The sequence below is a fragment of the Hymenobacter sp. UYCo722 genome (assembly GCF_040547115.1).
In the GTDB taxonomy this organism is placed as follows: Bacteria; Bacteroidota; Bacteroidia; order Cytophagales; family Hymenobacteraceae; genus Hymenobacter.
Genome location: NZ_JBEPPC010000007.1, coordinates 244,397 through 268,334, shown reverse-complemented (window position 1 = coordinate 268,334; position 23,938 = coordinate 244,397). Strand labels below are relative to the sequence as shown.

General features: G+C 61.1%; 21 protein-coding genes and 1 pseudogene. 10 read left to right on the top strand and 12 right to left on the bottom strand.

Going from position 1 to position 23,938, the window contains the following annotated elements; all coding sequences use genetic code 11:
* Positions 1 to 41: 41 nt before the first annotated feature.
* Together ABIB44_RS16765 and ABIB44_RS16760 are read right to left on the bottom strand one after the other, a co-directional pair.
* Positions 42 to 1,343, bottom strand: coding sequence for a glycosyltransferase family 1 protein (locus tag ABIB44_RS16765; protein WP_354585818.1), 1,302 nt, complete (start codon positions 1,341 to 1,343; stop codon positions 42 to 44).
* Positions 1,344 to 1,530: 187 nt separating this feature from the next.
* A complete protein-coding gene (locus ABIB44_RS16760) occupies positions 1,531 to 2,034 on the bottom strand; it encodes a GNAT family N-acetyltransferase (protein WP_354585817.1) in 504 nt (167 codons plus the stop codon).
* Positions 2,035 to 2,219: 185 nt separating this feature from the next.
* On the opposite strand from ABIB44_RS16760, the gene ABIB44_RS16755 reads away from it, so the two are divergent.
* The 3 genes from ABIB44_RS16755 to ABIB44_RS16745 all read left to right on the top strand — a co-directional run bounded on the left by ABIB44_RS16755 (position 2,220) and on the right by ABIB44_RS16745 (position 3,927).
* Entirely contained in the window at positions 2,220 to 2,672 is a 453-nt protein-coding gene (locus ABIB44_RS16755; RefSeq protein WP_354585816.1) for a MarR family winged helix-turn-helix transcriptional regulator, read from the top strand.
* 34 nt (positions 2,673 to 2,706) lie between these two features.
* The gene (locus ABIB44_RS16750) at positions 2,707 to 3,141 is read left to right on the top strand and encodes an organic hydroperoxide resistance protein (protein WP_354585815.1); all 435 of its coding nucleotides are present in this window, start codon (positions 2,707 to 2,709) and stop codon (positions 3,139 to 3,141) included.
* Positions 3,142 to 3,246: 105 nt separating this feature from the next.
* A complete protein-coding gene (locus ABIB44_RS16745) occupies positions 3,247 to 3,927 on the top strand; it encodes a type 1 glutamine amidotransferase domain-containing protein (protein WP_354585814.1) in 681 nt (226 codons plus the stop codon).
* A gap of 111 nt (positions 3,928 to 4,038) precedes the next feature.
* Here ABIB44_RS16745 and dapF read toward each other — a convergent pair whose 3' ends face one another.
* Positions 4,039 to 4,836 carry a diaminopimelate epimerase gene (gene dapF, locus ABIB44_RS16740; protein ID WP_354585813.1) on the bottom strand — a complete coding sequence of 266 codons (798 nt, stop codon included), beginning with the start codon at positions 4,834 to 4,836 and terminating at the stop codon, positions 4,039 to 4,041.
* Positions 4,837 to 4,878: 42 nt separating this feature from the next.
* Positions 4,879 to 6,708 carry a peptidoglycan D,D-transpeptidase FtsI family protein gene (locus ABIB44_RS16735; RefSeq protein ID WP_354585812.1) on the bottom strand — a complete coding sequence of 610 codons (1,830 nt, stop codon included), beginning with the start codon at positions 6,706 to 6,708 and terminating at the stop codon, positions 4,879 to 4,881.
* A 160-nt stretch (positions 6,709 to 6,868) separates the two neighbouring features.
* Here ABIB44_RS16735 and ABIB44_RS16730 point away from each other — a divergent pair, with 160 nt between their 5' ends.
* The 5 genes from ABIB44_RS16730 (at position 6,869) to ABIB44_RS16710 (ending at position 11,434) form a co-directional block, all read left to right on the top strand.
* Positions 6,869 to 7,753, top strand: coding sequence for a class I SAM-dependent methyltransferase (locus ABIB44_RS16730; RefSeq protein WP_354585811.1), 885 nt, complete (start codon positions 6,869 to 6,871; stop codon positions 7,751 to 7,753).
* 98 nt (positions 7,754 to 7,851) lie between these two features.
* Positions 7,852 to 8,382: a GNAT family N-acetyltransferase gene (locus ABIB44_RS16725; RefSeq protein ID WP_354585810.1), complete on the top strand. Its 531-nt coding sequence runs from the start codon at positions 7,852 to 7,854 to the stop codon at positions 8,380 to 8,382.
* 14 nt (positions 8,383 to 8,396) lie between these two features.
* Complete coding sequence (locus ABIB44_RS16720) at positions 8,397 to 9,341, top strand: Ppx/GppA phosphatase family protein (RefSeq protein WP_354585809.1); 945 nt, start codon at positions 8,397 to 8,399, stop codon at positions 9,339 to 9,341.
* Positions 9,342 to 9,452: 111 nt separating this feature from the next.
* The gene (locus ABIB44_RS16715) at positions 9,453 to 10,514 is read left to right on the top strand and encodes an Ldh family oxidoreductase (protein WP_354585808.1); all 1,062 of its coding nucleotides are present in this window, start codon (positions 9,453 to 9,455) and stop codon (positions 10,512 to 10,514) included.
* Between the two features lie 134 nt (positions 10,515 to 10,648).
* Complete coding sequence (locus ABIB44_RS16710; protein WP_354585807.1) at positions 10,649 to 11,434, top strand: T9SS type A sorting domain-containing protein; 786 nt, start codon at positions 10,649 to 10,651, stop codon at positions 11,432 to 11,434.
* Between the two features lie 75 nt (positions 11,435 to 11,509).
* Here ABIB44_RS16710 and ABIB44_RS16705 read toward each other — a convergent pair whose 3' ends face one another.
* The gene (locus tag ABIB44_RS16705) at positions 11,510 to 12,358 is read right to left on the bottom strand and encodes a murein L,D-transpeptidase catalytic domain family protein (RefSeq protein ID WP_354585806.1); all 849 of its coding nucleotides are present in this window, start codon (positions 12,356 to 12,358) and stop codon (positions 11,510 to 11,512) included.
* Positions 12,359 to 12,495: 137 nt separating this feature from the next.
* Entirely contained in the window at positions 12,496 to 13,344 is an 849-nt protein-coding gene (locus ABIB44_RS16700) for a murein L,D-transpeptidase catalytic domain family protein (protein ID WP_354585805.1), read from the bottom strand.
* A 366-nt stretch (positions 13,345 to 13,710) separates the two neighbouring features.
* Between ABIB44_RS16700 and ABIB44_RS20545 the strand changes: the two are divergent.
* Positions 13,711 to 14,835 (top strand): annotated as a pseudogene (locus ABIB44_RS20545) (alpha-amylase family glycosyl hydrolase); the annotation flags it as partial.
* Positions 14,836 to 14,841: 6 nt separating this feature from the next.
* Positions 14,842 to 16,098 carry a T9SS type A sorting domain-containing protein gene (locus ABIB44_RS20540; RefSeq protein ID WP_502916501.1) on the top strand — a complete coding sequence of 419 codons (1,257 nt, stop codon included), beginning with the start codon at positions 14,842 to 14,844 and terminating at the stop codon, positions 16,096 to 16,098.
* Between the two features lie 91 nt (positions 16,099 to 16,189).
* Here the strand turns inward: ABIB44_RS20540 and ABIB44_RS16690 are convergent, their stop codons facing one another.
* From ABIB44_RS16690 to ABIB44_RS16665, 6 genes are all read right to left on the bottom strand, one after another.
* Positions 16,190 to 18,502: a TonB-dependent receptor gene (locus ABIB44_RS16690; protein ID WP_354585803.1), complete on the bottom strand. Its 2,313-nt coding sequence runs from the start codon at positions 18,500 to 18,502 to the stop codon at positions 16,190 to 16,192.
* Between the two features lie 86 nt (positions 18,503 to 18,588).
* On the bottom strand, positions 18,589 to 18,828 hold the full coding sequence (locus ABIB44_RS16685) for a hypothetical protein (protein WP_354585802.1): 240 nt from the start codon (positions 18,826 to 18,828) through the stop codon (positions 18,589 to 18,591).
* Positions 18,829 to 18,980: 152 nt separating this feature from the next.
* Positions 18,981 to 19,370, bottom strand: coding sequence for a hypothetical protein (locus ABIB44_RS16680; protein WP_354585801.1), 390 nt, complete (start codon positions 19,368 to 19,370; stop codon positions 18,981 to 18,983).
* Between the two features lie 78 nt (positions 19,371 to 19,448).
* Positions 19,449 to 20,114 (bottom strand): HupE/UreJ family protein, encoded by a 666-nt coding sequence (locus tag ABIB44_RS16675; protein ID WP_354585800.1) that lies wholly within the window; start codon positions 20,112 to 20,114, stop codon positions 19,449 to 19,451.
* Positions 20,115 to 20,162: 48 nt separating this feature from the next.
* The gene (locus ABIB44_RS16670) at positions 20,163 to 21,497 is read right to left on the bottom strand and encodes a tetratricopeptide repeat protein (RefSeq protein WP_354585799.1); all 1,335 of its coding nucleotides are present in this window, start codon (positions 21,495 to 21,497) and stop codon (positions 20,163 to 20,165) included.
* Between the two features lie 111 nt (positions 21,498 to 21,608).
* The gene (locus tag ABIB44_RS16665; RefSeq protein ID WP_354585798.1) at positions 21,609 to 23,780 is read right to left on the bottom strand and encodes a DUF4331 domain-containing protein; all 2,172 of its coding nucleotides are present in this window, start codon (positions 23,778 to 23,780) and stop codon (positions 21,609 to 21,611) included.
* Positions 23,781 to 23,938: the final 158 nt, after the last annotated feature.

Genomic DNA, 23,938 nt, shown 5'->3' with positions numbered 1-23,938 from the left:
GCGGCGCAGCACGACAGCCTCACTAATTTTATACCGCCTACTCAGCTTCGCGCAATTGGCGGTAGGGTTACTTCCGACACTTTGGCGGCCATCAGTGGCTGGTGGGCCTGGGTGGTGGTAGCCGCGTCGGGAGTTTTGGCGCTGAGGCGGGCCTGCATCAAGGCCACCATTTGCTGCCAGGTCTGGTCCCAGGAAATGGTGGCCAGGTAGTCGTCGGTGCGCTGGCGCCAGTCGGCATCCGTGTGCTGCGTGAGCGCCTTCGCAATGGCCTTACCGAAATCGGCGGCATTGTCGGCGATGTGTACAAGCTGCAGGTCGCCGTAGGGCCGCACCACGTCGCGGATGGGCGTGCTCACCACGGGATTGCCAGCGGCGAGATATTCGGGAGTTTTAGTGGGCGAAATAAATTTCGTGCTTTCGTTATCAGCGAACAAAAGCGTCGCCACATCCCAACCCTTTAAATAGGCCGGCAGTTCCTTATAATCCTTGCCGCCGAGGTAGTGCACGTTGGCCGGGCGGGGCAGCGTGGCGGGGTCAATCTTCACTACGGGCCCAATTATGACAAATTGCCATTCCGGGTGGTTTTGCGCCAGCTGGCGCAACAGCTCAATGTCCAGTCGCTCGTCCACCACGCCAAAGAAACCGATGCGCGGGTGCGCGATGCCGGCCTGGTCGGCGGGCTCAGCCATGGGGCCTCGGGCCTGGCCAAAATGGGCCTTGTCGATGCTGCTCGGGAAAGGGTGCGCGTCGGGGTGTTGCTCGCGCTTGGCTTCGTAGAGCGTGTGCCCGCCGGTGAATACGAGGTCGGCCTTCTGGAACAGCTCCTGCTCGCGGATTTTGAGTTCGGGCGGGGCAAATTTGAACGCGGCCAGCTCGTCCATGCAGTCGTACACGGTGAGCTTGGGCGCGAACTGGCGCGACTTGCCCAGCGCCATCGGCGTGTAGTACCAGAACATGTAGTTCGTTACGCCCTGCTCGTTGAAATAATGGCTCAGGACTTCAAATTGCGCCTGGTCGGCGGCGGCTTCATCGGCGCGCAGGCGCTGGGGCAGGTGCACGACGACGACTTTCACCCCGTTGTCACGGTTTTTTATCTCGACGTGCGGCTCAACCAGATTGTCGTTGTGGTAGAAGGCGTCTTCAACGTAAAACACCCGCTCCTGTTGAGCGAAACGCGACAGCAGGTGTTGCGGCCGCTGCCACACAAAGTCCCAGTGCAGGTGCGCGAAGCACACCAAGTCGGGCAAGGCATAAGTAGCGGTGGTTTCGGCGGCTGATTCGCTGGGCCGGGCAGCAGTGGCGGAGGCGCGCGAAGGCACTTCCACCGTCGAAGAAGGGGGCATGAAGAATGGCAGGAAAATGGGGTTTCGCGCCGCACCGAGTGAACTCTCAACCTCCACGGCCGGGGCGCTTGCTATCCTATACGGAGCCATTCAGCCAAAGGATATAGCCCAGCTTATTTTGCTAAAACCTAGTCAATTCTTCCGTTTATCAATCCTTCATCAATCAGATATAACCCTACGCCAATGTTCAGCCATCGAGCAGGCACTGCCATTCCACGGCATCCTGCCAGCCCTGCGCGGTACGTAGCCAGCCGTGCCGAGTGCCCACCCGCCGAAAGCCCGCCGCCCGAAACAGTGTCATACTCGCAGCATTAGCAGCCCCTACGGTCGCGTAAAGCTGGTGTAGCCGCAGCACGGCGCGGGCGTGGCTTTTCAGCAGCGCCAGGGCTTGGCGGGCGTAGCCGTGGCGGCGCTCGCGGGCCAGAATGGTGATGCCCACGCCGGCCCGCTGGTGCAGCGGGTCGTAGTCGAACAGGTCGATAACCCCCACGGCCGGGCTGCCAATCTCAGTAGTAATGACGAGGCGTAATTGGCGAACTACGTATAAATCCGCGCGGGCGTGTTCGAGGTATTCGCGCAGGGCGTGGCGCGACACCGGCGCGAGCGTGTCGGACACGCCCCAGATGTCGGGGTCGTTTTCGAGGGCGTAAAGGAAGTCGAGGTCGTCGGGTTCGAGGGCGCGCAGGTGCATGGTCGGGTAAAAGTATCGTATGCCGGTAGCACTTGCCTCACCTTGGGCAGCGATTGGCAAGGTGAGAATTCCGCCGCACAAGCTAAAGCAACTGCTCCACGCAATACAATTTGGAAAGATTGAAAAATAAGTTGTGCGCAATCGAACATTGCACAACCATTACCCGTTTACCCTTGCGAAACCACATGGCAACTGCTCCCCCCCCATCCACCAAAAACTCGCTGCTGAAGCTGGAAAACCAGCTTTGCTTCCCTTTCTATGCCGTGTCGCGGCTGCTAACGAAGGCCTACCAGCCGCTATTGCAGGCGTTGGACCTGACGTACCCGCAGTACCTGGTTTTTCTGCTGCTGTGGGAGCACGAGCAGCTGACGGTGAAGGAGCTGGGCGAGAAGCTGCTGCTCGATTCGGGCACCCTCACGCCGCTGCTCAAGCGCATGGAGCACAAGCAGTGGCTAAGCCGCCGCCGCGACCCGCGCGACGAGCGGTCGGTTATTATCGCGCTGCTGCCGGCCGGCCGGGCACTGGAAGCCCAGGCCGGGCAGATACCGGTGCAGATGCTTGACAAGATGCAGATGTCGGAGGCCGAAATAACGGCCCTGCGCACCCACCTCACCCATTTACTTACCCAGTTGGCCTAGCGGCCGGCGCTTTACTTTTTTTCTCCTATTACCGATGAAAATCGAAAAAATCTTCACTGCCCAGGCCCTGGCCAAAGGCGGCCGCGACGGCCACGTCACCACCAATGATAACGTGCTCGACCTGACCCTGAGCACCCCCAAGGAAATGGGCGGCCCTGGTAAAGCCGGCGCTACCAACCCCGAGCAGCTTTTCGCCGCCGGCTACGCTGCCTGCTTCGAGGGTGCGCTGGGCGTGGCAGCCCGCCAGGCCAACGTGCGCCTGAACAACGTGACCGTGGAAGCCCTCATCGGCTTCGGCAAAGCGGAGGATGGTGGCTACGGCATCTCGGCCGATTTGCACGTGAACCTGCCCGGCTTCGAGCAGCAGCAGGCCGAGGAGCTGGTGGAAGCCGCCCACGGCATCTGCCCCTACTCGCGTGCTACGCGCGGCAACATCGAGGTAAACCTGACCACGACGACCAACGCCTAGGTACGGCCGGTTCCCTTTTTAATTCGTTCTGACAGGGCCTTGGTCTACGCCGGGGCCTTGTCTTTTTCGGCAAGTATTGCCATTCACTTTTTTGCCCCCAATCCTATGAAAATTGCCATGATTCTGACCTCGCACGACCAGCTCGGCAACACCGGCCACAAAACCGGTTTCTGGCTCGAGGAATTCGCCGCGCCTTACTACACGTTCGTTGACGCCGGGGCCGATATTACGCTCGCTTCGCCCAAAGGTGGCCAGCCCCCCCTCGACCCCAAAAGCGACGAGCCCGGTGCCCAAACCGATGCTACCAAGCGCTTCAAGGCCGATACCGCCGCTCAGAAAGCGCTGGCCCATACGGTGACGCTCGACACCATCAAGGCCGAGGACTTTGACGCGGTGTTTTACCCCGGTGGCCACGGCCCCCTGTGGGATTTGGCCGAAGACAAGCACTCCATCGCGCTCATCGAAACCACTTTTGCCGCTGGCAAGCCACTGGCGCTGGTGTGCCACGCCCCCGGCGTACTGCGCCACACCAAAGCTGCCAACGGCGAGCCGCTGGTGAAAGGCAAGTCGGTAGCCGGCTTCACCAACACCGAAGAAGAGGCCGTGCAGCTGACCAACGTCGTGCCTTTCCTGGTGGAAGATATGCTGAAGGAGAACGGCGGCACCTACTCGAAAGGGGCCGACTGGCAGCCTTACGTAGTATCGGCCGGCAACCTGATTACGGGCCAGAACCCGGCCTCGTCGGAGAAAGCCGCCGAGGAGCTGCTGGACATGCTGAAGAAGTAGAGGTGTCTCTGGTAAAGAGTAGGAGGGTGCGGGGGTAGGAGGGTAAGAGTTGGAAGTGGCGCTGAGCTATTTCACTCTTGCCCTCTTACCTCCGCACCCTCCTACCCTTTTTTACACCTCGCCGCCAAACACGCGCGTAGCCGGGCCGCTCAGCCACACGTTGGCAAAGCCGCCATCGGGGCGGGGCTCGAAGCTTACTTCCAGCTCGCCGCCCATGGTTTGCAGGCGTACGGGCGAGGTCGCGCCGCGCTGCGAAGCGGCCAGGGCCACTGCCGTGACGCCGGTGCCGCAGCTCAGGGTTTCGTTTTCGACACCGCGCTCGTAGGTGCGCACAGGCCAGGCATGTGCGGGGTCGGCGGGAATTTCCACGAAGTTGACGTTGGTGCCGGCAGGGTCGTAGGCCTGGTCGTAGCGGATGTCGTGGCCGGTGCCGGACACGTCGAATTCGGCCAAGCTGTGCCCCTCTTCGGGGTCGAGAAAATGAATGTGGTGGGGCGAGCCGGTGTGCAGGAACACGTCGTTCTCCCCTACCCCGGCTTCCTGCGGGGCATTCACGTCAATCATGCGCAGGCGCACGGTTCCGTCGGGTTCCACGCGGGCGTCGTGAGGGCCATCCACGGCCAGGAAATGGGTTTCGGCGTTGATGAGGCCGAGGTATTTGGCGAAGGCCACCGTGCAGCGGCCACCGTTGCCGCACATGGAGCTGGGCCGGCCGTCGGCGTTGAAATACACCATCTCAAAGTCGAAGTCGGGCTTGTTGCGCAGCAGAATCAGGCCATCGGCTCCGATGCCGAACCGGCGGTCGCAGAGGTGCGCAATTAGGGGCTGGTCGGTTTCGTCGAAGGCGCGGGCACGGTCGTCAATCATGACGAAGTCGTTGCCCGTACCCTGGTATTTGTGAAAGTGCATGAGTGCAAAAGTAATGTTCAACGAAGACCTTGCCCAAGTGCCTCAGTCCAGCTTGGCGCGGCGCTTGATGCGCGACTCCCAATGCTTGCGCTTGGGCGCGATACTGCCTTTCAGGTATTTCTCCATCACCATAACCGCGCAGGGGGCGGCGGCGGTGGCTCCGAAGCCGGCGTTTTCGAGGTACACGGCCACGGCAATTTGGGGGTTGTTGGCCGGGGCGAACCCGACGAAGGTGGCGTGGTCGTCGCCTTCGTCGTTCTGTACGGTGCCGGTTTTGCCGGCCACTGTTATGCCCACATCGGCCAGGCTGGAAGTTTCGGCGGTGCCGCCGCGCTGCATTACGGCAATCATGCCGGGCACGAGGGCCGCCAGATTGGCGCTGTCGACGAGGGTATAGTGCTTCTCGGTGAAGCGGGCCAGCGGGCCGCGGTCGCCCACGCTGCGCACTAGGTGCGGCCGGATGTACCAGCCCCGATTGGCAATGATGGCGGCCATGTTGGCCATTTGCAGGCCGGTGAGGTTAATCTCGCCCTGCCCGATGCTGAGCGAATAGATGGAGCGGTAGGTCCAGTGCCTGGTGCGGCGCACTTTGTCGTAGTAAGCCGGAGTGGGCAGGAAGCCGGGCGCTTCACGCGGTATATCGGCCCCCAGCACAGAGTCGAGCCCGAACGACCGGACGTAGCGGCGCCACTGGGCCAGGTTGGCGTGGCGGGCGGCCACGGTATCGGTGGCGAGGCTGTCGGGCACGCGGTCGATGATATTGCGCATCACCTGGTAGAAGTAGGGGTTGCAGCTGTATTGCAGGCCGATAGTGAGGTTCTTACCCATTGGATGGTGGTGCACGCAACTAATGAGCGACTGGTCGCAGCGAAATCCGGTTTGGGGGGTGATGGCTCCCAACTGCAACGCCACGGCGGCATTCACGAGCTTGAAAACCGAGCCCGGCGGGTTGGCCAGCATGGCGGGGCGGCTCAGCAGGGGCATGTCTTCGCTTTCCAGCAGCTTGGCGCGCACCCCGGCCTGGTCGGGCGCAGTTAGGGTGTTGGCCGCAAACGTGGGGCCGGATACGAAGCAGAGAATTTCGCCGGTGCGAGGGTCGAGCGCCACCAGGTAGCCTTTGCGGCCGCCAATCAGGCTTTCGGCGTAGGCCTGCAGCCGGGCGTCGAGGCTGAGGTGCAGGTCCTGGCCGGGCTGCTGGAGAGTATCGGCCGCCCAAGTGCCGTGCTCCTGGCCAGCCGAGTCGAGCAACGGGTGCAATATGCCGCCATGGCCCGTGAGCAGGCCACTGTAGTATGCCTCCACGCCGCCGTTGCGCAGCCGCAGAAACCGGCCCCGCCGGTAGCGGCCGGCCTGCCGCAGAAAAGCCTGGGCTTCGGAAGTCATGTAGCCCAGCGCGGGGGCCCCGGCGCGGGTAGTGTACACGCGCCGCATGCGCTCGGTGAGCTTGAGGGTAGGCCACTCTTTTTGATGCGCTTTCACGCGTTCGGCCTCGGCTTTGCTCAGGCTGAGCTGCACGGGGTAGCCGGCGGGGGCTTCCTCGTAGGGCAGGGCATCGGCAATGCGCTGTTTGGTGGCCACGGGGCCCCAGCCCAGCAGTTTGCCTAGCGCCAGGGTATCGAGCGGCGGGCGGCGGGGCAGGCTCAGCAGGTACTGCGGACGGGTGGCCACCAGCACCGAGTCGTTACGGTCGAGCACCCGCCCCCGCGCCGAGTTGTTGGGCACCAGCACGCGCCGGTGGGTGTAGGTCGTGCTGGTATCCGGGGCCGGCGCGGCTGCTTGCTCCTGCTGCAGATTGGGCGAAGAGCAGGCCGCTACCAGTAGCATTAACGTTCCAATAAGGCTCATTTTCCAGTCGTTAGCGGATTTAAGCATTCGGTAAAGCTCGTGATTTATGCTGGGCGGCACGGCCCCACTTCGATGGACACCTACGGATACTGTACGAATCCGGTAAACTACGGGTCGGGCACTTTACCCAAACGGCCCTGCCGGGTACGACCCTGCCGGGCACGGCCCCTACCTTTGCGGCCTGCTTATGTACGACTTCCTCACCACCTCCCCCTGGCCCGATTACGAGCTGATTGATTCCGGCAACTTTCAGAAGCTCGAACGCTTCGGCCAGTTCGTGCTGGCCCGCCCCGAGCCGCAAGCCATCTGGGACCCGCACCTACCGCTCAAAGAGTGGGAAAAAGCCGATGCCGCTTTTGCCCGCGCCCCCGGCTCCACCGAAAAGGGCCAGTGGCGTCTCAAGCCCAGCATGCCTGAGCAATGGGTCATCGACTACCAGCGGCCCGACGGCCTGAAGCTGAAATTCCGGCTGGGCCTGTCGTCGTTCAAGCACGTCGGGCTGTTTCCAGAGCAGGACCCCAACTGGCAGTTCATCTACAACCAAACCCGAAAGCGCCGCGCCAAGCTGCCGCGCGTGCTCAACCTGTTTGCTTACACCGGTGCGGCTACCCTGGCCGCCCGCGCCGCCGGGGCCGACGTCACGCACCTCGATTCGGTGAAGCAGGTGAACTTTTGGGCCCGCGACAACATGGAAGCCAGCCAGCTCGACGGCGTGCGCTGGCTGGTAGAAGATGCCATGAAGTACGTGCGCCGCGAAGTGAAGCGCGGCAGCAAGTACCAGGGCCTCATCCTCGACCCGCCCGCTTACGGCCGCGGCCCCAACGGCGAGAAATGGCAGCTCGAAGACGAGCTCAATGAGATGCTCAAGCTCAGCCAGCAGCTACTCGACCCGGAAGACCATTTCTTCGTGGTGAACCTCTATTCGCTGGGCTTCTCGGCCTTGATTCTCGACAACCTGACTACCGCCATTTTCCCCGGCGAGAAGGCCGTGCGCGAGCTGGGCGAGATTTACCTGCACGATGCCGGCCAACGCAAGCTGCCGCTGGGCACGTTCTGCCGGTTCGCCACCTAATAGCAGCACTTGCGCTAGCTTGTAACCTGCAGCTACAAAGGCTCAGGCCCTGTTATCAACTGAGCTACAGCATATCCCTGGATACCTCTTCTATTGCCATGAACATCCGCCTCGCCACGCTTGCTGAAACCGATGCGCTGAACGGACTGGTGGAGCGGGCTGTGCGTGAGCTGAGCATTGGCTATTATTCCCCGGCGCAAATTGACAGTGCTCTGCGCTATATGTTTGGCATCGATACGCAGCTGATTCAGGACGGCACTTACTACGTGGCTGACATGGATGGCCAGCTGGCCGGCTGTGGAGGTTGGAGCCGCCGCCGCACCCTGTACGGCGGCGACCAGAGCAAAACAGCCGCCGACCAAATCCTCGACCCTACTCGCGAGGCCGGACGCATTCGGGCCTTTTTCGTACACCCGCGCTTTGCCCGCCGGGGCGTGGGCCAGGCTATTCTGGCGGCTTGCGAAGCGGCGGCCCAGCATGCCGGCTTCCGGCAGCTGGAGTTGGCAGCTACCTTGCCCGGCGAACCCTTGTACCGCGCTCTGGGGTACACGCCCGACGAACGGACGAGCATCCCCTTCCCCGACGGCCAATCGCTCCCGATTGTCCGCATGCACAAACTTCTGATTTAAACCCGTTGTCTCACATGCACGCCCTCCCCCGCCGCCTCGCCCTCATCGATTTGGGCACCAATACCTTCCACCTGCTCATCGTGGAAATCTCGCAAACGTCCGGCGAAAAGCCGCACGTGCTGCTGCGCACCAAAGCCGGCGTGCGCCTCGGCGAAGGCGGCATCAGCCAAGGCATCATCGCGCCCGAGGCGTATGCCCGCGCCCTGCACACGCTGGCCGGCTTCAAGGAAGAAATGGAGCTGCACGAAGTAACGGAAGTGCGCGCCACGGCCACCAGCGCCATGCGCGTGACGAAAAACGGCCCCGATTTGGTGCGCGACATTTTCGAGCAAACCGGTATTCAGGTCAACGTCATTGCCGGCGACCGCGAGGCCGAGCTCATTTGTGAAGGCGTGCGCCAAGCCGTAGATTTGGGCGAGGAAGCCCAGCTGATTATGGACATCGGCGGCGGCTCGGTCGAGTTCATCATTGCCAACCACCACACCATTTTCTGGAAGCAGAGCTTTGAAATCGGGGCCCAGCGCCTGCTCGACAAGTTTTTCCCCGACCCCAGCGGCGTATTTCCGGCCGAGGCCGTGGAAGCCGAGCAGCGCTACTTCAGCACGGTACTCGAGCCACTTATCGAAGCCGTGCGGCGCTATCGGCCCGCCAGCCTGGTGGGCGCTTCGGGCAGCTTCGACAGCCTGGCCGATATGCAAATTGGCCAGTTGCGCGCCGAAAGCCAGCTACCGCCCTGCACCGAGCTGGCCCTGGATTCTTTCCAAAGCAGCTACCGCCACCTGCTCAGCGGCAACCACGAGCAGCGCAAGGCCCTGCCCGGCATCCTGCCCATGCGGGCCGACATGCTGGTGGTAGCGGCTGTACTCATTGATTTCGTGCTGGGCATCAGCGAAATCACGCGCATCCGCACATCGGCCTACGCGCTCAAGGAAGGGCTGCTGGCCGAAATGCTGGCGTAGCAGCTATTTGTAGTGTGGCTTCTTCGAGGCCGCGTGCAGGTGGAAACCGGGCGGGTTTTGTTCAACTTGAGGACTCGCAGAGTCCACGGCACAGCCGTAATTTTACCCTCCATGACCTTCCCTTACAGCCAGCTTTTCACCTTCACCGAAAGCGTCTTCCGCAGCATCGGCTGTTCCGAAGAGGATGCCACCCTCGCCACCGAAACCCTGCTCTCCGCCGATTTGCGGGGCGTGGACTCGCACGGCGTGGCCCGCCTCGTGGGCTACGTGCGGCTGTGGGAAGCCGGCCGCATTAATGCCACGCCCCGCGTAGGCGTCACCTACGAAACGCCCAGCACCGCCGTAGTCGACGGCGACGGCGGCCTCGGCCTCGTAGTCGGCCCCAAGGCCATGCGCGTGGCCATCGAAAAGGCCCGTCAAGTGGGCACCGGTTGGGTCTCAGTGAAAAACTCCAACCACTTCGGCATTGCCGGCTACCACGCCATGCTGCCCCTGGCGCACGACATGATTGGCATTGCCATGACCAACGCCTCGCCGCTCGTGGCCCCCACGTATTCGCTCGACCGCCTGCTCGGCACCAACCCCATTGCCGTGGCCGTGCCCGCCGGCGAGCAGCCCGATTTTGTGCTTGACATGGCCACTACCACCGCCGCCAACGGCAAGCTCGAAATTGCCCAGCGCAAGGGCCTGCCCCTGCCCGAAGGCTGGGCCCAAACCGCCGACGGGCAACCCAGCACCGACGCCAACGCCGTGAAAAACGGTGGCGCACTGCTGCCCCTCGGTGGGGCTACCGGCTCGCACAAAGGCTACGGACTAGGCGCGGTGGTCGATATTTTCTCGGCGGTGCTTTCCGGGGCCAACTATGGGCCGTGGGTGCCACCGTTCGTGGCGTTTCTTCAGCCCTCGGCCAACCCGGTGGGCCAGGGCCTGGGCCACTTCTTCGGAGCCATGCGCGTGGATGCGTTCCGGCCCGCCGACGAGTTTAAGGCGCATATGGATAACTGGGTGACGACCTTCCGCAACGCGCAGGCCGTGGAGGACAAAAAGGTCCTCATCCCCGGTGACCCCGAGCGCGAAATGGCCGCCCACCGCCTGCTGGAAGGCATTCCGCTGCTGGATGCCGTAGTGAAGGATTTGGAAGGGTTGGGCGCTAAGTTTGGCGTGAAACTCTGATTTTTGAGTGCTTTAGCGCAATCCTGGGTTTGCTTTTTGCTATATTTACCCGTGTGCGAACAAGTCCCGCTTAGGACCCGGCAGCTCCGGCGACAGCGCAGTTTTCTACTTTCCATTCCTTCCCATAGGGCCGTATGAAAACCTGGGCTATCCTCCTGTTTTTGATGATTCCACCGCTGGCCCACGCGCAGGTTGTGCAGCCTGCCGGGTCGGTAAATGTGCCGGTGAACTGGCACCCTATGGCAGCAGCCGATTCGGTGCTAGTCGACGTGGACGGCGATGCCGTGCCCGATGTACGATTCAAGAACACCAACACCTCGCCTACCGGGCAAGGGATGCCTTCGTTCACCAACTTTGTGGCCGGCACCACGGCCCGTAGCAGTGCCGAAATAGCCATCGACGACAACGAATTCGATAGCGCGCACCGCTTTGCGGCCGGCGACGCCATTGGCCCCGGCCTGCGGTGGCAGCGCGGGAGCACCTACCTGGCCTATATCGTAACGGGCAATGGTGGAACGGGAGGCCGCGGCTTTTTCCGCAACAATGCCGATGGCTTCGTGACCATTGGCAAAGCCGTGGGCAACCAGATGCGATATTGGTGGTTCTACATTGGCCCGCGCGCCGCGCCGGGCAGCGAATGGGTGGTGTATTACTCGGGCAGCTCCGTGGCGCTGGCGGCTGGCACCCCTGGCCCGCCAGCTGCCGCCATTCAGGCGTTTCCCAACCCCACCACTTCGCACCTGGCCCTGTCCGGAGCTGCGGCCTACCAGCTGTTCGACTGTCAGGGCCGTTTGCAGAGCAGCAGCTTCAGCGTGCCGGTTTCGGCAATCGATGTAAATGCCTTGCCGTGCGGCCTCTATTTATTAGAAACGCGCGGTGCCGACGGCCGCTTGACGCGCCAAAAGGTGGTAAAACGCTGATTTTTCTCTATCTGGCTAAATAAGAAAAGGCCCTCTGCCTAAGCGGAGGGCCTTTTTTGTCGTTATGGCTTAAATTCAGGAAACACCATCGACCGTCGCCTGGGGCAGCAATGCCGCAATGGCCACATTCTGGTTCAGGTACTGCGACGTGTAGCCAGCGTCCGACTTATTCAAAAACAAGCAAGTGCCACCGTTCACGGCATCAATAATCTGCGAATACTGGTCCATTGGCAAAGCAGGGCAGCCGAGGCTACGGCCGAGGCGGCCATTCTGCTTGATAAAATCCTCGCTCACATAATCAGCCCCGTGCATCACAATGGAGCGGGCGGCGGCATTCGTATTCACGCCTTCGTCCATGCCTTGGAGGCGCAGCGAGTGCCCATGCTTGCCCTCATACTCGCTACCCGTAGCATAGAAGCCGAGGCTGCTCATGTTGCTTTGGTCGGTGTTGGAGAAGCTGGTGGCCTCGTTCTCACCCGAGTTATGGCCGTGGGCCACGAGCGTGTGGAAGAGAATTTCCTTCTTGCCCAAATCGAGCACCCAAAGGCGCTTTTCGGTGCTGGGCAGGTCGAAATCAATAACCGTCAGCAGTTGCTTGCCCTCGGCCAGCTTGCCATCCTGGCGCAGGTTGAGGTAACCGGTCATGGCCTTGGCAAAGGTTTCAAAGCGCAGGCCTTCCTGCTCGGCCCCGAGGGCTGTGTAAGTAGCCCGAAGGGTCTGGTCGAATTGGGCCTTGGGCGAAAATTCCATTTTGAGCATCTTCAGCTCATTGCGGGCGGTACCGGCCATCGACTGCTGAATGTTGCCGGCCAAAGGGGTGGCCAAAAACAACGAAGCCAGGAAGGGCAGTACGCGACGAGTCAGGCGCTGACGGCGCAGACTTTGGCGTTTGCGCTGAACGATGCTGGGCTGATGCTGGTGCATAATCGAAGTAGCTGATGAAGAAACAAAATCAGCTGCCGCACGCGCGACAGCTGCTTCTGGTACCTTATACGGGGTTGCAACCCCGATGGCTACGCTTAAACCCTGCCCCGGGCCAAATGATTCCGTGGCGGGCCCGGCTAGCGCCAGCCGCGCTGCACAAACCGCCGGCCGGCCGCGCCGCCATCCAGCCAGCGTGAGGCCAGGCCGGGGCCACTCACGAGCAGCATGCTGCCCACCCGCAACGTGGCAATAATGGCTTTGAACTGCTCGGGCGGCAGGGCCGGGCAGCCCCGGCTGTAGCCCAGATGGCCGTATTGGCGCACGTAGTTCGGACTGGCATAATCAGCCGCGTGCAGCACCACGTAACGGTCGAAGGCATTGGCATTCTGGCCTTTATCCAAGCCTTCGATGCGGCGCGAGTAACCATGAATACCATCGTAGGTGCCGGCCGTGCGGTAGAAGCCCAGCGAGGTGCAAGCCGAAGACTCCTCATTGGAGAAACGGCGGGCCCGGAGGTGACCCGAGCCTTGGCCGTGAGCTACCAGACTACGATGCAGCACTTTGGCGTTTTTCAGGTCGATAACCCAGAGGCGCTCGGTGGTGTTGGGCAGGTCCATATCGGCTACGGCCAGCAGGCCGGCCCGCTCGATGCGGCCCGTGGGGTGCAGCGTGAGGTAGCCCACGCAAGCCTGTTCCAGCACCTCGGGGCGCAGGGCGGCGGCGGCGGGGCCTAGGGCAACGTGCAGCTGGCGGATAACTTGACGCAGGGTGTCGGGCACGGCGGCAACGGGGCGCACCGGTGAAGGGCGCAGTGAGTCGGGGGTGGGCGCGGCAACAGCCACCGGAGCCGAGGCAACTGCCGGAACAAGCGCTACGGAAGTCAAACTGGGGTTTTTAGCCGGCGTTTGCGCCTCCTCGGCTCGCAGCTGGCAGCCGGCGGCAAGCAGCACCGTCGCCAAGCACGCAATGGGCGACATCTTTCTCATGCCCGTTCTGAAAATCTCCCACCTCATGCGCCACTTAACCATGGACTGAAATTACTGCGCAGCACGGCAGCGGCCAATACCGGCCAGGCAGTTTCAACATTAGGTCGGGCTTATTTGAAGACCCATAGTAGCACCTGAGCCCGATGCCATTCTCCGGCTCCCGCTTAATAAATAATAAATATTTGCACAACACAATTATCAGAAAAATGCAATCGAATGCACAGATAATATTTTGGCATCGCGCGGCTATGCAGCCCATTTCTCATACCTTAATAGCTCATTGAGTGGCAAAACGGAGAATTTTTGCTTGTCATTTATTGAATAGCCACACTTCATTTTTTCTTCACAAAACCCAATTCCCACACCATGCTGCACTTTTCCCCTCATTTTCCGTTCCGCAAACGATTCCGGTTCACGCTGGCCCTGGCTTTGGCCTTGTTGGGAGCCGGTAACCAATCGGCCCACGCCCAAAAAGTAGTGATGCAGGGCTTCTGGTGGGATTTCTGGAACTCGAACTATCCTAATGGCTGGGCCAACTACCTCGCCGACCTGGCCCCGCGCCTAAAAAGCATGGGCGTAGACGCCGTCTGGATTCCGCCGACCATCAAAAACGCCAACCAGGGCAATGGCTACTCCCCTTTCGACAACTACGACTTGGGTGATAAGTGGCAGAAAGGCTTCCTGGCTACCCGCATGGGCACCAAGGATGAGTTGCTGCGCGCCGTGGCCGTGCTGCACGCCAACGGCGTAGAAGTTATTCAGGACGTGGTACTGAACCACAACGATGGAGCCGGCTCCTCGACCGGTGCGGGCGGGCAGGACCCCGGGGCTTGGGAAGACGGCACGACCAGCAAGTACAAGAACTTCCGCTACGTGAGCTACGCCAAGCCCGTAACCGATGAGAGTGCCGCAGATTACTTCGGCCGCTCGGGCCGCTTCTCGAAAAACTGGGAGAATTTCAATCCCAACCAGGGCAACAATTCCACCACCGGCGACTGGAACGCCCCCTTCTTCGGCCCCGATATCAGCTACTACCCGGGCTCCTACGGCCAAAGCGCCAACGCCACCACCTACAACCCGGTGCAGGCCAGCGACTACATGCGCACCGGCAACCGCAACTGGCTGGTGTGGTACAAGAAGCAAGTCGGCTTTGATGGCGTACGAATGGATGCCGTGAAACACTTCCCGGACTTCGCCAGCGAGGACTTTCTGTATAACCTGCAAAGCAACGCCGGCTGGGCCAACGGCGGGGCCACCATGTACGCCGTGGGCGAGTGGGTGGGCTCGTCGGGCCAGATGGATGGCTGGGTGGCTAATGTCAATAATCGTGCGGGCACGTTCGATTTTTCGCTGCGCAACGGCCTCTACAACATCGTGAGCCAGGGCGGCAACTTCGATATTGGCACGCTGCCCAGCTACCAGCAGGGCACGCGGGTGGTAAACATTGGCGGCACCTACGTGCACCGCACGGTACCCTTCGTGAACAACCACGACACCATGCGGCCCCAGGTGGATGCCAACGGCAACTACACCGGCTGGAACACCGGCTCGGAGCTGGCCCCGCACATCGACCCGTTCGACCCGCGCCTGTCGGCCGTGTATGCCGCCGCGCTGGCCCTGGATGGCTCGCCGATGCTCTTTTTTGAGGACGTATTCAACGTGGGCAACACCAGCAAACGCTACGTGCACAGCCCCAAAAGCACCACCGACCTACCCACCCGCGACGACCTCGTGAACCTGGTGTGGTGCCACCAGAACCTGCACTTTAAGGACGGCGCGTACAAAGTGCGCTGGCAGGCCGCCGACCACCTCGTGATTGAGCGCAGCACGAAGGCCATCATCGGCATCAACGACAACTTCACGACCTGGCAAAACAGCACGGTAAGCTGCGATTTCGCCCCCGGCACCGTGCTGAAAGATTACTCGGGAGCCAATGGCACCGCCACCGTAACCGTGAGTAGTACCCAAACCGTGGCCATTAATACGCCGCCATGCAACGGCACGGCGGCCGGCGGCCGCCGCGGCTACTCGGTGTGGGCCCCCACCAATGCCGTAACCGGCTACACCCGCCCGGCCCTGGCCACCACCCAGGAGTGGGAGCTGGCCAACGACCTCGGCGATTCCGACAGCCGTAGCCTGATGCAGGGCGGTGCGCTGCCCGCCGCGAGCACGGCCTACCGCACGGCCGGCCGCATCTACGGCGCAGCCAACAAAACCGTCACCTATACCCTCTTCCCGACCGATGCCACCCGCAGCCTCACAGTGGCCGTGCTCAACAGCACCGGCACCGTGGTGAGCAGCCTCACGGGCACGGGTACCCTCACGGGCACCTACACGCCCACCACCGAGGGCTGGTACACGCTCAAGGCCAAAAACGCCAGCACCGCCAACCCCACGCAGGGCGCATTCGTGAAGGTGACCTACACCGCCCCCACCGTGGTAACCGGGGCCATGACCGGCCGCCGCGATGCCAACGTGCTGGCCACCGCCCAGGAAGCTCCAACCGCCGAAGTACTGGTGTACCCCAACCCCACGGCCGCCGACCGCATCGACGTGGTGATTACCGCCAACCGCGAGCAGGCCGCCACCGTGCAGCTCCACGACCTGACGGGCCGCCTGGTGCACCAGGAAACCGTGCGCCTCTACCACGGCTCGAACGAGCTGCGCCTGGGCGTGAAGAAGGTGCTGCCGGCCGGCATCTACCAACTGAGCGTGCCTGAATTCCACGTGAGCCAGAAGGTGGCGGTGCAGTAAGCCGCTTGTGTCGGCTGCCTGGCACGCCGATTTCAACAAAAAGCCTCTCCCAATTGATGGGAGAGGCTTCTTTTGTTCATGCGCAACATTTTTAAAAGAATACGCTCACGTTTAGCTTAGCATAAAACGGGGTGCCGGGCGTGAAGTGCAGCTCATCGACTGATGTGCCCATGGGCTCGGTGCGCAGCCGGGTTTCGGTGGCGAACTGGGCCTGGTTCCACTTCACGTTGAGCAGGTTTTCGGCGGTAGCTCCCACCTGGAAACGCCGCCGGGTATAGCTGGCCACGGCATCGAGGAGAAAGTAGCCACGGGCCGTGATGCTGCCGTTGTCGTTGGCCGGGCGACTATCGATGCCCCGATAGCGCAGGCTGGCACTAAACCCATTGGGCTGCTTATAAGTGATGCCGCCGATGCTGGTGAAGGTGGGAGCCAGCGGAATATAGTTGGCTCCTGCGGGGGCGTCAATCTGCCGGCCGTGGTTGTAGTTCACGTCCAAATCCAGAAACAGGCGCTGGGTGAGCTGATAGCGGGCGGCCAGGTCGAGGCCGTAGCGCTGGGTGGGGCCGGTGCTTTCGGTCTGGCCGTCGTCGCCCACGTACACTAGTTCATCCTGCAAATGCAGCGACCACAGTGCCGCGTTCACCACCAGGCTCGGCGCGGGCTTGAAGGTGCTGCCCACCTCGTAGCCCAGGGCCCGGGGCAGCACCGGGGCGTTGGCATCGCGTACCACGGCGCGGGCATCGTTGGAGTGAAAGCCAAAGCCGGAACGGGCAAAAAGCTGCACGCCCTGAGAAAGCTGGTAGTACAGGTTCAGCTTGGGCGACACCAGGGCGTGGGTCACACGGCCACGCAGCGGCTGCAGGACCTGGGCCGTATCGGCGAGCAGGCCCCGGAAGTCGAATGTGAACACGTCGGCCCGCACGGCGGCATTTACCGTGAGACGGTCGGTCAGGGTCAGGGTTTCGTCGAGATAGGCGTTTAGGTTGCGCTCGTAGAGGCGGCCCGTGGTGGTGGTGTCCAGAATCTGCCGCTTGGCGGCGTGAAACAGGTTAAGGTGAGAGAAGTCGTTGCGGGTGCCCACGCCCAGAGTGGTGTGCAAGTTGCGGCTCCCCAGCTGCGCGTCCTGGTCGTAAGTGGCCGTGTAGCCGAGAATGTGCCGGTCGTCGGTCTGGTTGATTTCGTCGCCGTTCACGGGGTCCCGGAGGAAAAAGGTGAAGTTGGAAAACAGGCTGAAATCGTATTTGGAATAGTACGCCTGCTGGCGCAATACGGCATCGTGGGGCAGCGCCGTGGTCAGAATTGCCGAAGCATTGGTGCGGCTCGTGCGGCCTCCTTCGCTGTTATCGATGCTGCCAAACCGCGAGATGATGCCCTCCCGGATACCCCGGTCGGGTATCTGCCCGCTGGCGTCCCAGTTCGAGGTAAAGTGCGAGCCCAGCAGCGTGAGCGAGGTTTTATCCGACAGCTGCCCGGTGTACTTGGCTATGCCGTTGAAGCGCTTGAAATGCTGGGCCGCGTCAAAATACGAATTGGTGAAGTAGTACTCGGCGGCCACGTAGGCGCTTTCGGGCCGCTTGCTGAGCACGTGTCGGCTTGGGCCCAGCAGGTCCAGCATCACCAGCGCCCGGCGGGTATCGAACTGGCCTAATTCGAGCTTCACCTGGCTGTGCTCCAGGCGCGTTTTAGTCAGAAATTCCCCCGCGCCGGCAGTAGCAAAGTCACCAAATCGCGCCGTATAAGGGCCTTTATACACTTTCAGCTGCTCCACCGTTTCGGGTATCACGAAGTGAAAGTCGGCGTAGCCCTGGCCGTGGGCGTGGCTCACCATGTTCACCGGCAGCCCATCGATGCTCACCGCGAAATCGGTGCCGTGGTCTACATCGAAGCCGCGCAGGAAAATCTGCTCGGCCTTGCCGCCCCCCGCGTGCTGAGCGATGAACAGGCCCGGCACGAGCCGCAGCAGGTCCTGGGCCGAGTTCACGGGGCGCAACAGCTGGTCGATGTGCGAGATGGCGGCCAGGCTCTGGTTGGGGTCGCGCGGCTGGCTCACGGTCACTTCGCTGAGCCGCAGCACCGCCGATGCCAGGCGCACGGCCACGCGGCGGGTTTCGCCAGCGGCCAGCGGCAGCGGCAGGGCCTGCGCCCCGTAGCCCAGCGCCCCCACGCGCAGCGTGTAGGTACCGGCAGCTATGCCGCTCAGCTTAAAGTTGCCCAACGCGTCGGTGGCCGTGCCACCCGGCTGGCCATCCAAGCCCACACTCACGCCCGCCAGGGGCTGGCCCGACAGCGAGTCGGCTACGGTGCCGCGCAACGTAGCTGTGCCCTGTGCGTGGGCGAAGTTTGTCCATAAAAGCAGCCCGAGAATCAATCCCCAAGCGCCTAGAGAAGTAGTGATTTTTTTCATACTAGTTCGAAACCAAGGCTACCCGAGAGCCCCGCCGAAGCGTGGCCCCCAAGCGGCACATTTAAGTTGGGAGAGGGTTGTTTCGACTAGAAATTGGCCTTGCTCATGCAGTTGGCGCGGCACTGCGCCCGGTGCTGGCCTTGCTGCCGCGCCAGGTGGCCGCGCTGCTGGCCGCGCAGGGCGTTATCAACTGGGGGCGGCAATGGGCGGCTACTAACCGCATCGAACAAAGAAATGGCAATGCGGCCCGCCGTGGGCAATTGCACGCGGGAGATAACGCCCGTAGCGCCCGCTACGGGTTGGAGGGAGTTGGCCCGAAAAATCATGGAATGAGGAGTTGAACGCGCCCAGGCACAATGGCCCGGCAAGCCGCGTCGGATTACTGGATAAGATGAAGCGGCACGGCTACCGAATAGCAACCGTATTCCGTGGCCCCGTCTGGATTCAAACCGAACCCCAAACGAACCCAAAACCCAACTTATCCCCGACGGGGCGGCAACTCAATCTGGCCCCAGTAGCCAGCCGGCACGGCTAGCCCACGGGCCACCTGCCGGACCTCAGAGGCCGTGAAAAAGGGCCTTTCGAACACGACCCGGCAATCGGCCAGGCAGTGCGTATCCAAGCCTTTAAAAGAGGTGAGCAGCTGCTGCAAAGGCAGACGCTCGCCATTTTTCCTCACCGTGTACTGCACACCATTACAATCATCGAAACAGCCCAGGCGCATCGTGTGGCGCAATTGGCAATCGTGGCTGTGCACGTAGGCAAAGGGCCGGTCAATCACCCGCGCCGGGCGCTCCACGAGGCCGGCCCCCACTACCAGTAGGTAGTTGAGCAGCAGCAGCAGCGTGAGGAAGGGGCGCGAAATCATGGGAGCAGGCCGGACCGGGATTCGCACAATCTACGGCGAAATGGCCCGGCAAGGATGTAAAGATTCTCGATTATTTATTTAGGCAAAAAACACGCGCTCTATCGTCCAGTAAGCCGCTACCAGCCCAATCACTACCGACACCGGAATAACCACCCGCTGCTTGTACCAGCTTTTGCCGGCGGCCCAACGGCCGACCAGCGCCCAGCACAGCAAAATCACCGAAACCTGGCCCAACTCCACGCCCACGTTAAAGGAAATGAGCGAGCCGAAATAGTCCTTTTGCGGCAGTCCCAGCCCCGTGAGGGCGCTGGCGAACCCCATGCCATGCACCAGCCCAAAGCCAAACACGATAACCAGCCGCCACGGATTCAGCTTATCGGTGATGATGTTCTCGATGGCCACGAACAGAATGGACAGCGCAATAATCGGTTCAATAATGGCCGAAGGCGGCGAAATCAGCCCATACATGGCCAGCCCCAGCGTGATGGAGTGCGCCACGGTGAAGGCCGTGGCCTGCATGAGCACCGGCTTCAGGCGCGGCTCCAGAATGTAGAGGCTGATGATGAACAGAATATGGTCGAACCCCAGCGGAATGATGTGCGTGAAGCCCAGCTGTAGGTAAGTACCAAATATCTCGGTGCGCGACAGCTTGCTCAGGTCCGTGTTCAGCACATGCGCGGCGGCCGGCACTGCCAGCAGCACCAGCAGCGGCAAAAGCCGCGTACTTCGCAGGAAACGAGACATTGTCATGAGCTGATGGCAAAATAGCAAAACACCGGGCGGCGCACGCTGCTAGCGCGCCGCTACCGCCAGCAGCTTCTTGCCTTCGGCCTCTACTTCGGGGTTGAGGTAGGGTGCCGTCTTCAGCGATTTTTCAATTAGGACCTGCCCCTCGGCATTTTTACCCAGCTTGGTCAGAATGAGGCCGGCACGGCCCAACAGCACCGGATTTTTTGAACCCGTGCGGCGGGCTACCTGCATGTATTTGTGGGCCTCGGCGTACTGGCCGCGCTTGTAGAGTACCCAAGCCATGGTTTCATTCACGTCGATATTATCGGGCCGGCGGGCGTACTCTATTTTGGCGTGCTCCAGTGCCTTGTCCAGCTCGTTGGTTTTCAAATAGGCGTAGGCTAGCTCGCGGTCAGCGTAGTGGCCCATTTGCTCGTTGCTATCGGCTTCCTTGGCGGCGTTGGCCAGCATATCGATGGATTCATCGGCCATTTTCTTCGCCTCATCAGGCTGGCCGTTCTGGCGGTACAGGTCAGTCAGTTCATCGGCAAAAGCATAATCTTTCACCGTGATGCGGGCTTCCTGATAAAGCTTGATGGCCATCGGGAAGTCTTTGCGGGCGGCGGCCATGCGGCCCAGGCCGGCCAGGGCATAGGCATAGCCGGGGCGGGCATACAAAGCCATTTGGTAGTATCCCCGGGCCTTGGCCGTGTCGCCGCTCACCTCGTAGAGATGGGCCAGTGCCACGCGGGTCCACTCCGTTTGCTCCAGGCCAATGTAGCCAGCCTTCACTGCCATATCCATCGCCTGAATTGCGCCGGGCATGTCCCCGTAAATCTCGCGCAGGTAGCTCACGCGGGCATAGGCGGGTAGGTCGGGGCGCACGGCATTCATCTTGTCGGCCATCTTCACGGCCTCGTCGTAGTGGCCCATTTCCACGTTGGCATCGGTTAGCAGGCCATATACGAAACCGCTGTTGGGGTTCAGCTTCACGGCCTGCTCGGCCAGGCCCAGGCCCTGTGCAAAATGATGCTGAGTAAGGCTCAAAGAGGCCTTGCAGCACAATGCCTCAAAATTCTCGGGCTCAGCTTTGAGGACTTGGTCCAGCAATTCTGTCGCGGCCCCATCGTAGTAAGGGTGATTACCGGTTACCCGGCCTTCCTGCATGTAGGCTTGCGCTAGCAGCAGGCGGCTTTTTTGGTCGTAGGGATTACTGCGCAGCTTAGCCAGCAAGCCTTCGATGGCAGCCTTGGTATTCAGCCACTCCTTCCCGGCGGCAAGGCTGCCCTGACGTTCGATGAATTCGGGCGTGCGCACGGCGGGTTTTTTAAAGAAGAAAATAGCTGCCGCCAGTCCACCGAAGACTACAAGTAAGATGGGGTATAGATACTTTTTCAAAACAGCAAAGGAAGATGGATGGTTAGAAAATCAAAAATAACAAAAAGAGCCGCCGCCAGCCCTAATCAGGACTTAACGACGGCTCTTTTTCAGTTAAAAGCTAGCAGCGAACTACTGGCGCTCAATGCGTACCGACTGCACAACGGTTTTGCCGTTGTAGAGCGTGCCGATGTACTGGCCGGGTGCAATGTCGCGGCCGGGCTGCCAGGTCAGTTCCGTTACCCCTTGGGCAAAAGCCTTGTCCTTTGCAATGGTAGCAACCTTACGGCCGGTCACATCACTGATAATCAGCGTCATGCTGCCTTTAGCTGGTAACTCGAAGCGCAGGGTGGTGCGGTCGAGGAAGGGGTTCGGATAAGCCTGAGCTTTAACCGCGTTTGGCGACAAACCGAGACCTGAACGCTGCGACAGCACCGTGCGCTGGGCATTGGTACCACTCCAAGGGGTTTGCGAGTAAGGGAAAGCCGCTTTGAACGTGGTATCGTTGGCCGTGATGCCGGCATTGAAACCAAGCACGTTGCCCAATTGCGCAGTTACCGGGCTGGTAGTAGTAGGCGTGTAATCATCGTACCAGAGGCCGATAGCGGCCAGCACTACACCACCTACTGCTTGCAGTTCGATGCGGGTTACGTCATCCTCCAGACGGCGGCCGTTAGGAAAGCCGTCCATGTTCGGGATAAACTCGATGTTCGAGTTGTCCTTGTAAGGTGCTACCGTCAGACCAGCCACGGCGGCGGCCAACAGGCCTTCCGAGCTAAACGCGGCCGAGTTACGGGGCGTAGGGGGTACGGCCATGTTCAGGCGCAGCATGTCGCCACCGGGGTTAGCAGCAGTAGCATTGGCCAGCAGGAAGTTGTTGATGAACGGCTTGCCTGCAGCCAGCGGGTTGCCGGCTTTGCCGGTCGCCAATTGGTAAGGGATAGCATTCGGCACCCCTGTATGGAATATGGGCAGAATATCAACGGAGCGGGGTTTGCCAGTACGCAGCAGGTATGCACCATAGCCAGCGGGCGCAGGCGCAAGCGCCGTACCAGTCAGAGCAGAGTTGGGCAGAATGCTCAAGCCATTAGCACCGTTACGGAAGTCGAAACCAGCGGCGGGCAGACCCGTCTGGCCAGCCAGCGATTTGGTCTGAATGCGCAGCGGGCCGAGGCCGGGGATGGCTTCGCCGTAGTAAGTCTGGCCGGCCACTTTAGGCGCTGCCGGAGCTACGGGAGTATTGTCAGCCATGTACAGGCCAAGCTCGGGGTTCGAAAGGTAGTCGTCGGTTACGGCTGCTTCGGCATAAGGCGTCACGGCGTTCCAGGCATCCTTAGCACCGATGTTGTTGATAACCTCGTTGGTAAGCGGCATACCCAAGCGCGAAACCTGCACGTAGTTGCCCGATACCGTGGGTGCTGCGCCAGTGGCCGACAGCGTACGGACGGCCGGACGGCTGGCCGAAGCCCAGACCCCAATGATGAAGTTTGAATCCAGGATGCTGGTGGTAGTGGTCAGCGCCGGGGTGCCGGTTTTCTGCAAAACCGATACCGGAATCTGCAGGGCAATGGCGTGCGTGTTCTTTTTGGCGAGGCCGTCGCGAGCGGCGCTAGGAGTACGGATACCGCCCAGGTCGAATATGCCACCCAGGTCGGCGAAGAACGGGTCGTCGGTCGGACCACAGAAAACTTTCGTGCCGTCACCAAGCGTCATGATGGCGTTGGTCATCAGCGTGTTGTAAGGCGTACCGAGGCCCACGGCCACCGGCGTAGTCTGCGAGATAGAGCGCGGCCCAATGTTGGTAGGAGGTACAATGCCCGTTCCAACGGTTACGTTCGTGAAAGTAGCACCGTTATCGAGGCTTTTTTCGACGATGTACGTGGTTTTCAGGTTTTGCTTGCCCAACCGGATGTTGAAGAACGTGGTGGGGTCTTCGTTGGTCCGGGTGAAAGTAAAGCGGTAGGTGATGTTGTCACCGGCGGTAGCTTGGTTGTTTTTTACGTGGATTTCGTAACGAACATTCTCACCGAACGTGTTATAGTTAGGACCACCCTGAGGAATCTCTAACGGAATGTAGTTGGCGATGATGGTTACCTTGGCGTTGGCATCGTTCGTTGCAAAATCGGGCGAGCGAAACGCGTACAGGTCGGTATTGTCAGCAAGAGGGTCGTCGGCGATGAGCGGGGCTTCGCGGTGGCTTGAGGCCTCCAGCTTGTTGTGCTGGCCGCTCAGGGCCACCACTCCTCCTGCCGAGGCTGCGAGCAGAGCTGCCTGGAAAAGGGGGCGAGTAAGTAGGTTTTTCATAAAAAAGGAAAAGTGGGGGTTTGGGATGAAATGGAAATTAGGGGGGAATTTAAGCGAAAGTGTAAAGGCATATATTCCTCTACAAATCCGCTAACAGGTCTTCTGAATCCGTTTCTGTTATTTGCTTACGAGCGGAGCTTTGTTTGCGGTTTGAAATT

Excerpts from the sequence above, each read along its gene's own strand:
- ABIB44_RS16735 (WP_354585812.1), bottom strand. The coding sequence starts at position 6,708 with ATGCTTAAATCCGCTAACGACTGGAAAATGAGCCTTATTGGAACGTTA.
- ABIB44_RS16665 (WP_354585798.1), bottom strand. The coding sequence starts at position 23,780 with ATGAAAAACCTACTTACTCGCCCCCTTTTCCAGGCAGCTCTGCTCGCA.
- ABIB44_RS16750 (WP_354585815.1), top strand. The coding sequence starts at position 2,707 with ATGAAAATCGAAAAAATCTTCACTGCCCAGGCCCTGGCCAAAGGCGGC.
- ABIB44_RS16765 (WP_354585818.1), bottom strand. The coding sequence starts at position 1,343 with ATGCCCCCTTCTTCGACGGTGGAAGTGCCTTCGCGCGCCTCCGCCACT.
- ABIB44_RS20540 (WP_502916501.1), top strand. The coding sequence starts at position 14,842 with ATGCGGCCCCAGGTGGATGCCAACGGCAACTACACCGGCTGGAACACC.
- ABIB44_RS16760 (WP_354585817.1), bottom strand. The coding sequence starts at position 2,034 with ATGCACCTGCGCGCCCTCGAACCCGACGACCTCGACTTCCTTTACGCC.
- ABIB44_RS16755 (WP_354585816.1), top strand. The coding sequence starts at position 2,220 with ATGGCAACTGCTCCCCCCCCATCCACCAAAAACTCGCTGCTGAAGCTG.
- ABIB44_RS16745 (WP_354585814.1), top strand. The coding sequence starts at position 3,247 with ATGAAAATTGCCATGATTCTGACCTCGCACGACCAGCTCGGCAACACC.
- ABIB44_RS16720 (WP_354585809.1), top strand. The coding sequence starts at position 8,397 with ATGCACGCCCTCCCCCGCCGCCTCGCCCTCATCGATTTGGGCACCAAT.
- ABIB44_RS16700 (WP_354585805.1), bottom strand. The coding sequence starts at position 13,344 with ATGAGAAAGATGTCGCCCATTGCGTGCTTGGCGACGGTGCTGCTTGCC.
- ABIB44_RS16710 (WP_354585807.1), top strand. The coding sequence starts at position 10,649 with ATGAAAACCTGGGCTATCCTCCTGTTTTTGATGATTCCACCGCTGGCC.
- ABIB44_RS16685 (WP_354585802.1), bottom strand. The coding sequence starts at position 18,828 with ATGATTTTTCGGGCCAACTCCCTCCAACCCGTAGCGGGCGCTACGGGC.
- dapF (WP_354585813.1), bottom strand. The coding sequence starts at position 4,836 with ATGCACTTTCACAAATACCAGGGTACGGGCAACGACTTCGTCATGATT.
- ABIB44_RS16725 (WP_354585810.1), top strand. The coding sequence starts at position 7,852 with ATGAACATCCGCCTCGCCACGCTTGCTGAAACCGATGCGCTGAACGGA.
- ABIB44_RS16690 (WP_354585803.1), bottom strand. The coding sequence starts at position 18,502 with ATGAAAAAAATCACTACTTCTCTAGGCGCTTGGGGATTGATTCTCGGG.
- ABIB44_RS16680 (WP_354585801.1), bottom strand. The coding sequence starts at position 19,370 with ATGATTTCGCGCCCCTTCCTCACGCTGCTGCTGCTGCTCAACTACCTA.
- ABIB44_RS16675 (WP_354585800.1), bottom strand. The coding sequence starts at position 20,114 with ATGTCTCGTTTCCTGCGAAGTACGCGGCTTTTGCCGCTGCTGGTGCTG.
- ABIB44_RS16730 (WP_354585811.1), top strand. The coding sequence starts at position 6,869 with ATGTACGACTTCCTCACCACCTCCCCCTGGCCCGATTACGAGCTGATT.
- ABIB44_RS16715 (WP_354585808.1), top strand. The coding sequence starts at position 9,453 with ATGACCTTCCCTTACAGCCAGCTTTTCACCTTCACCGAAAGCGTCTTC.
- ABIB44_RS16705 (WP_354585806.1), bottom strand. The coding sequence starts at position 12,358 with ATGCACCAGCATCAGCCCAGCATCGTTCAGCGCAAACGCCAAAGTCTG.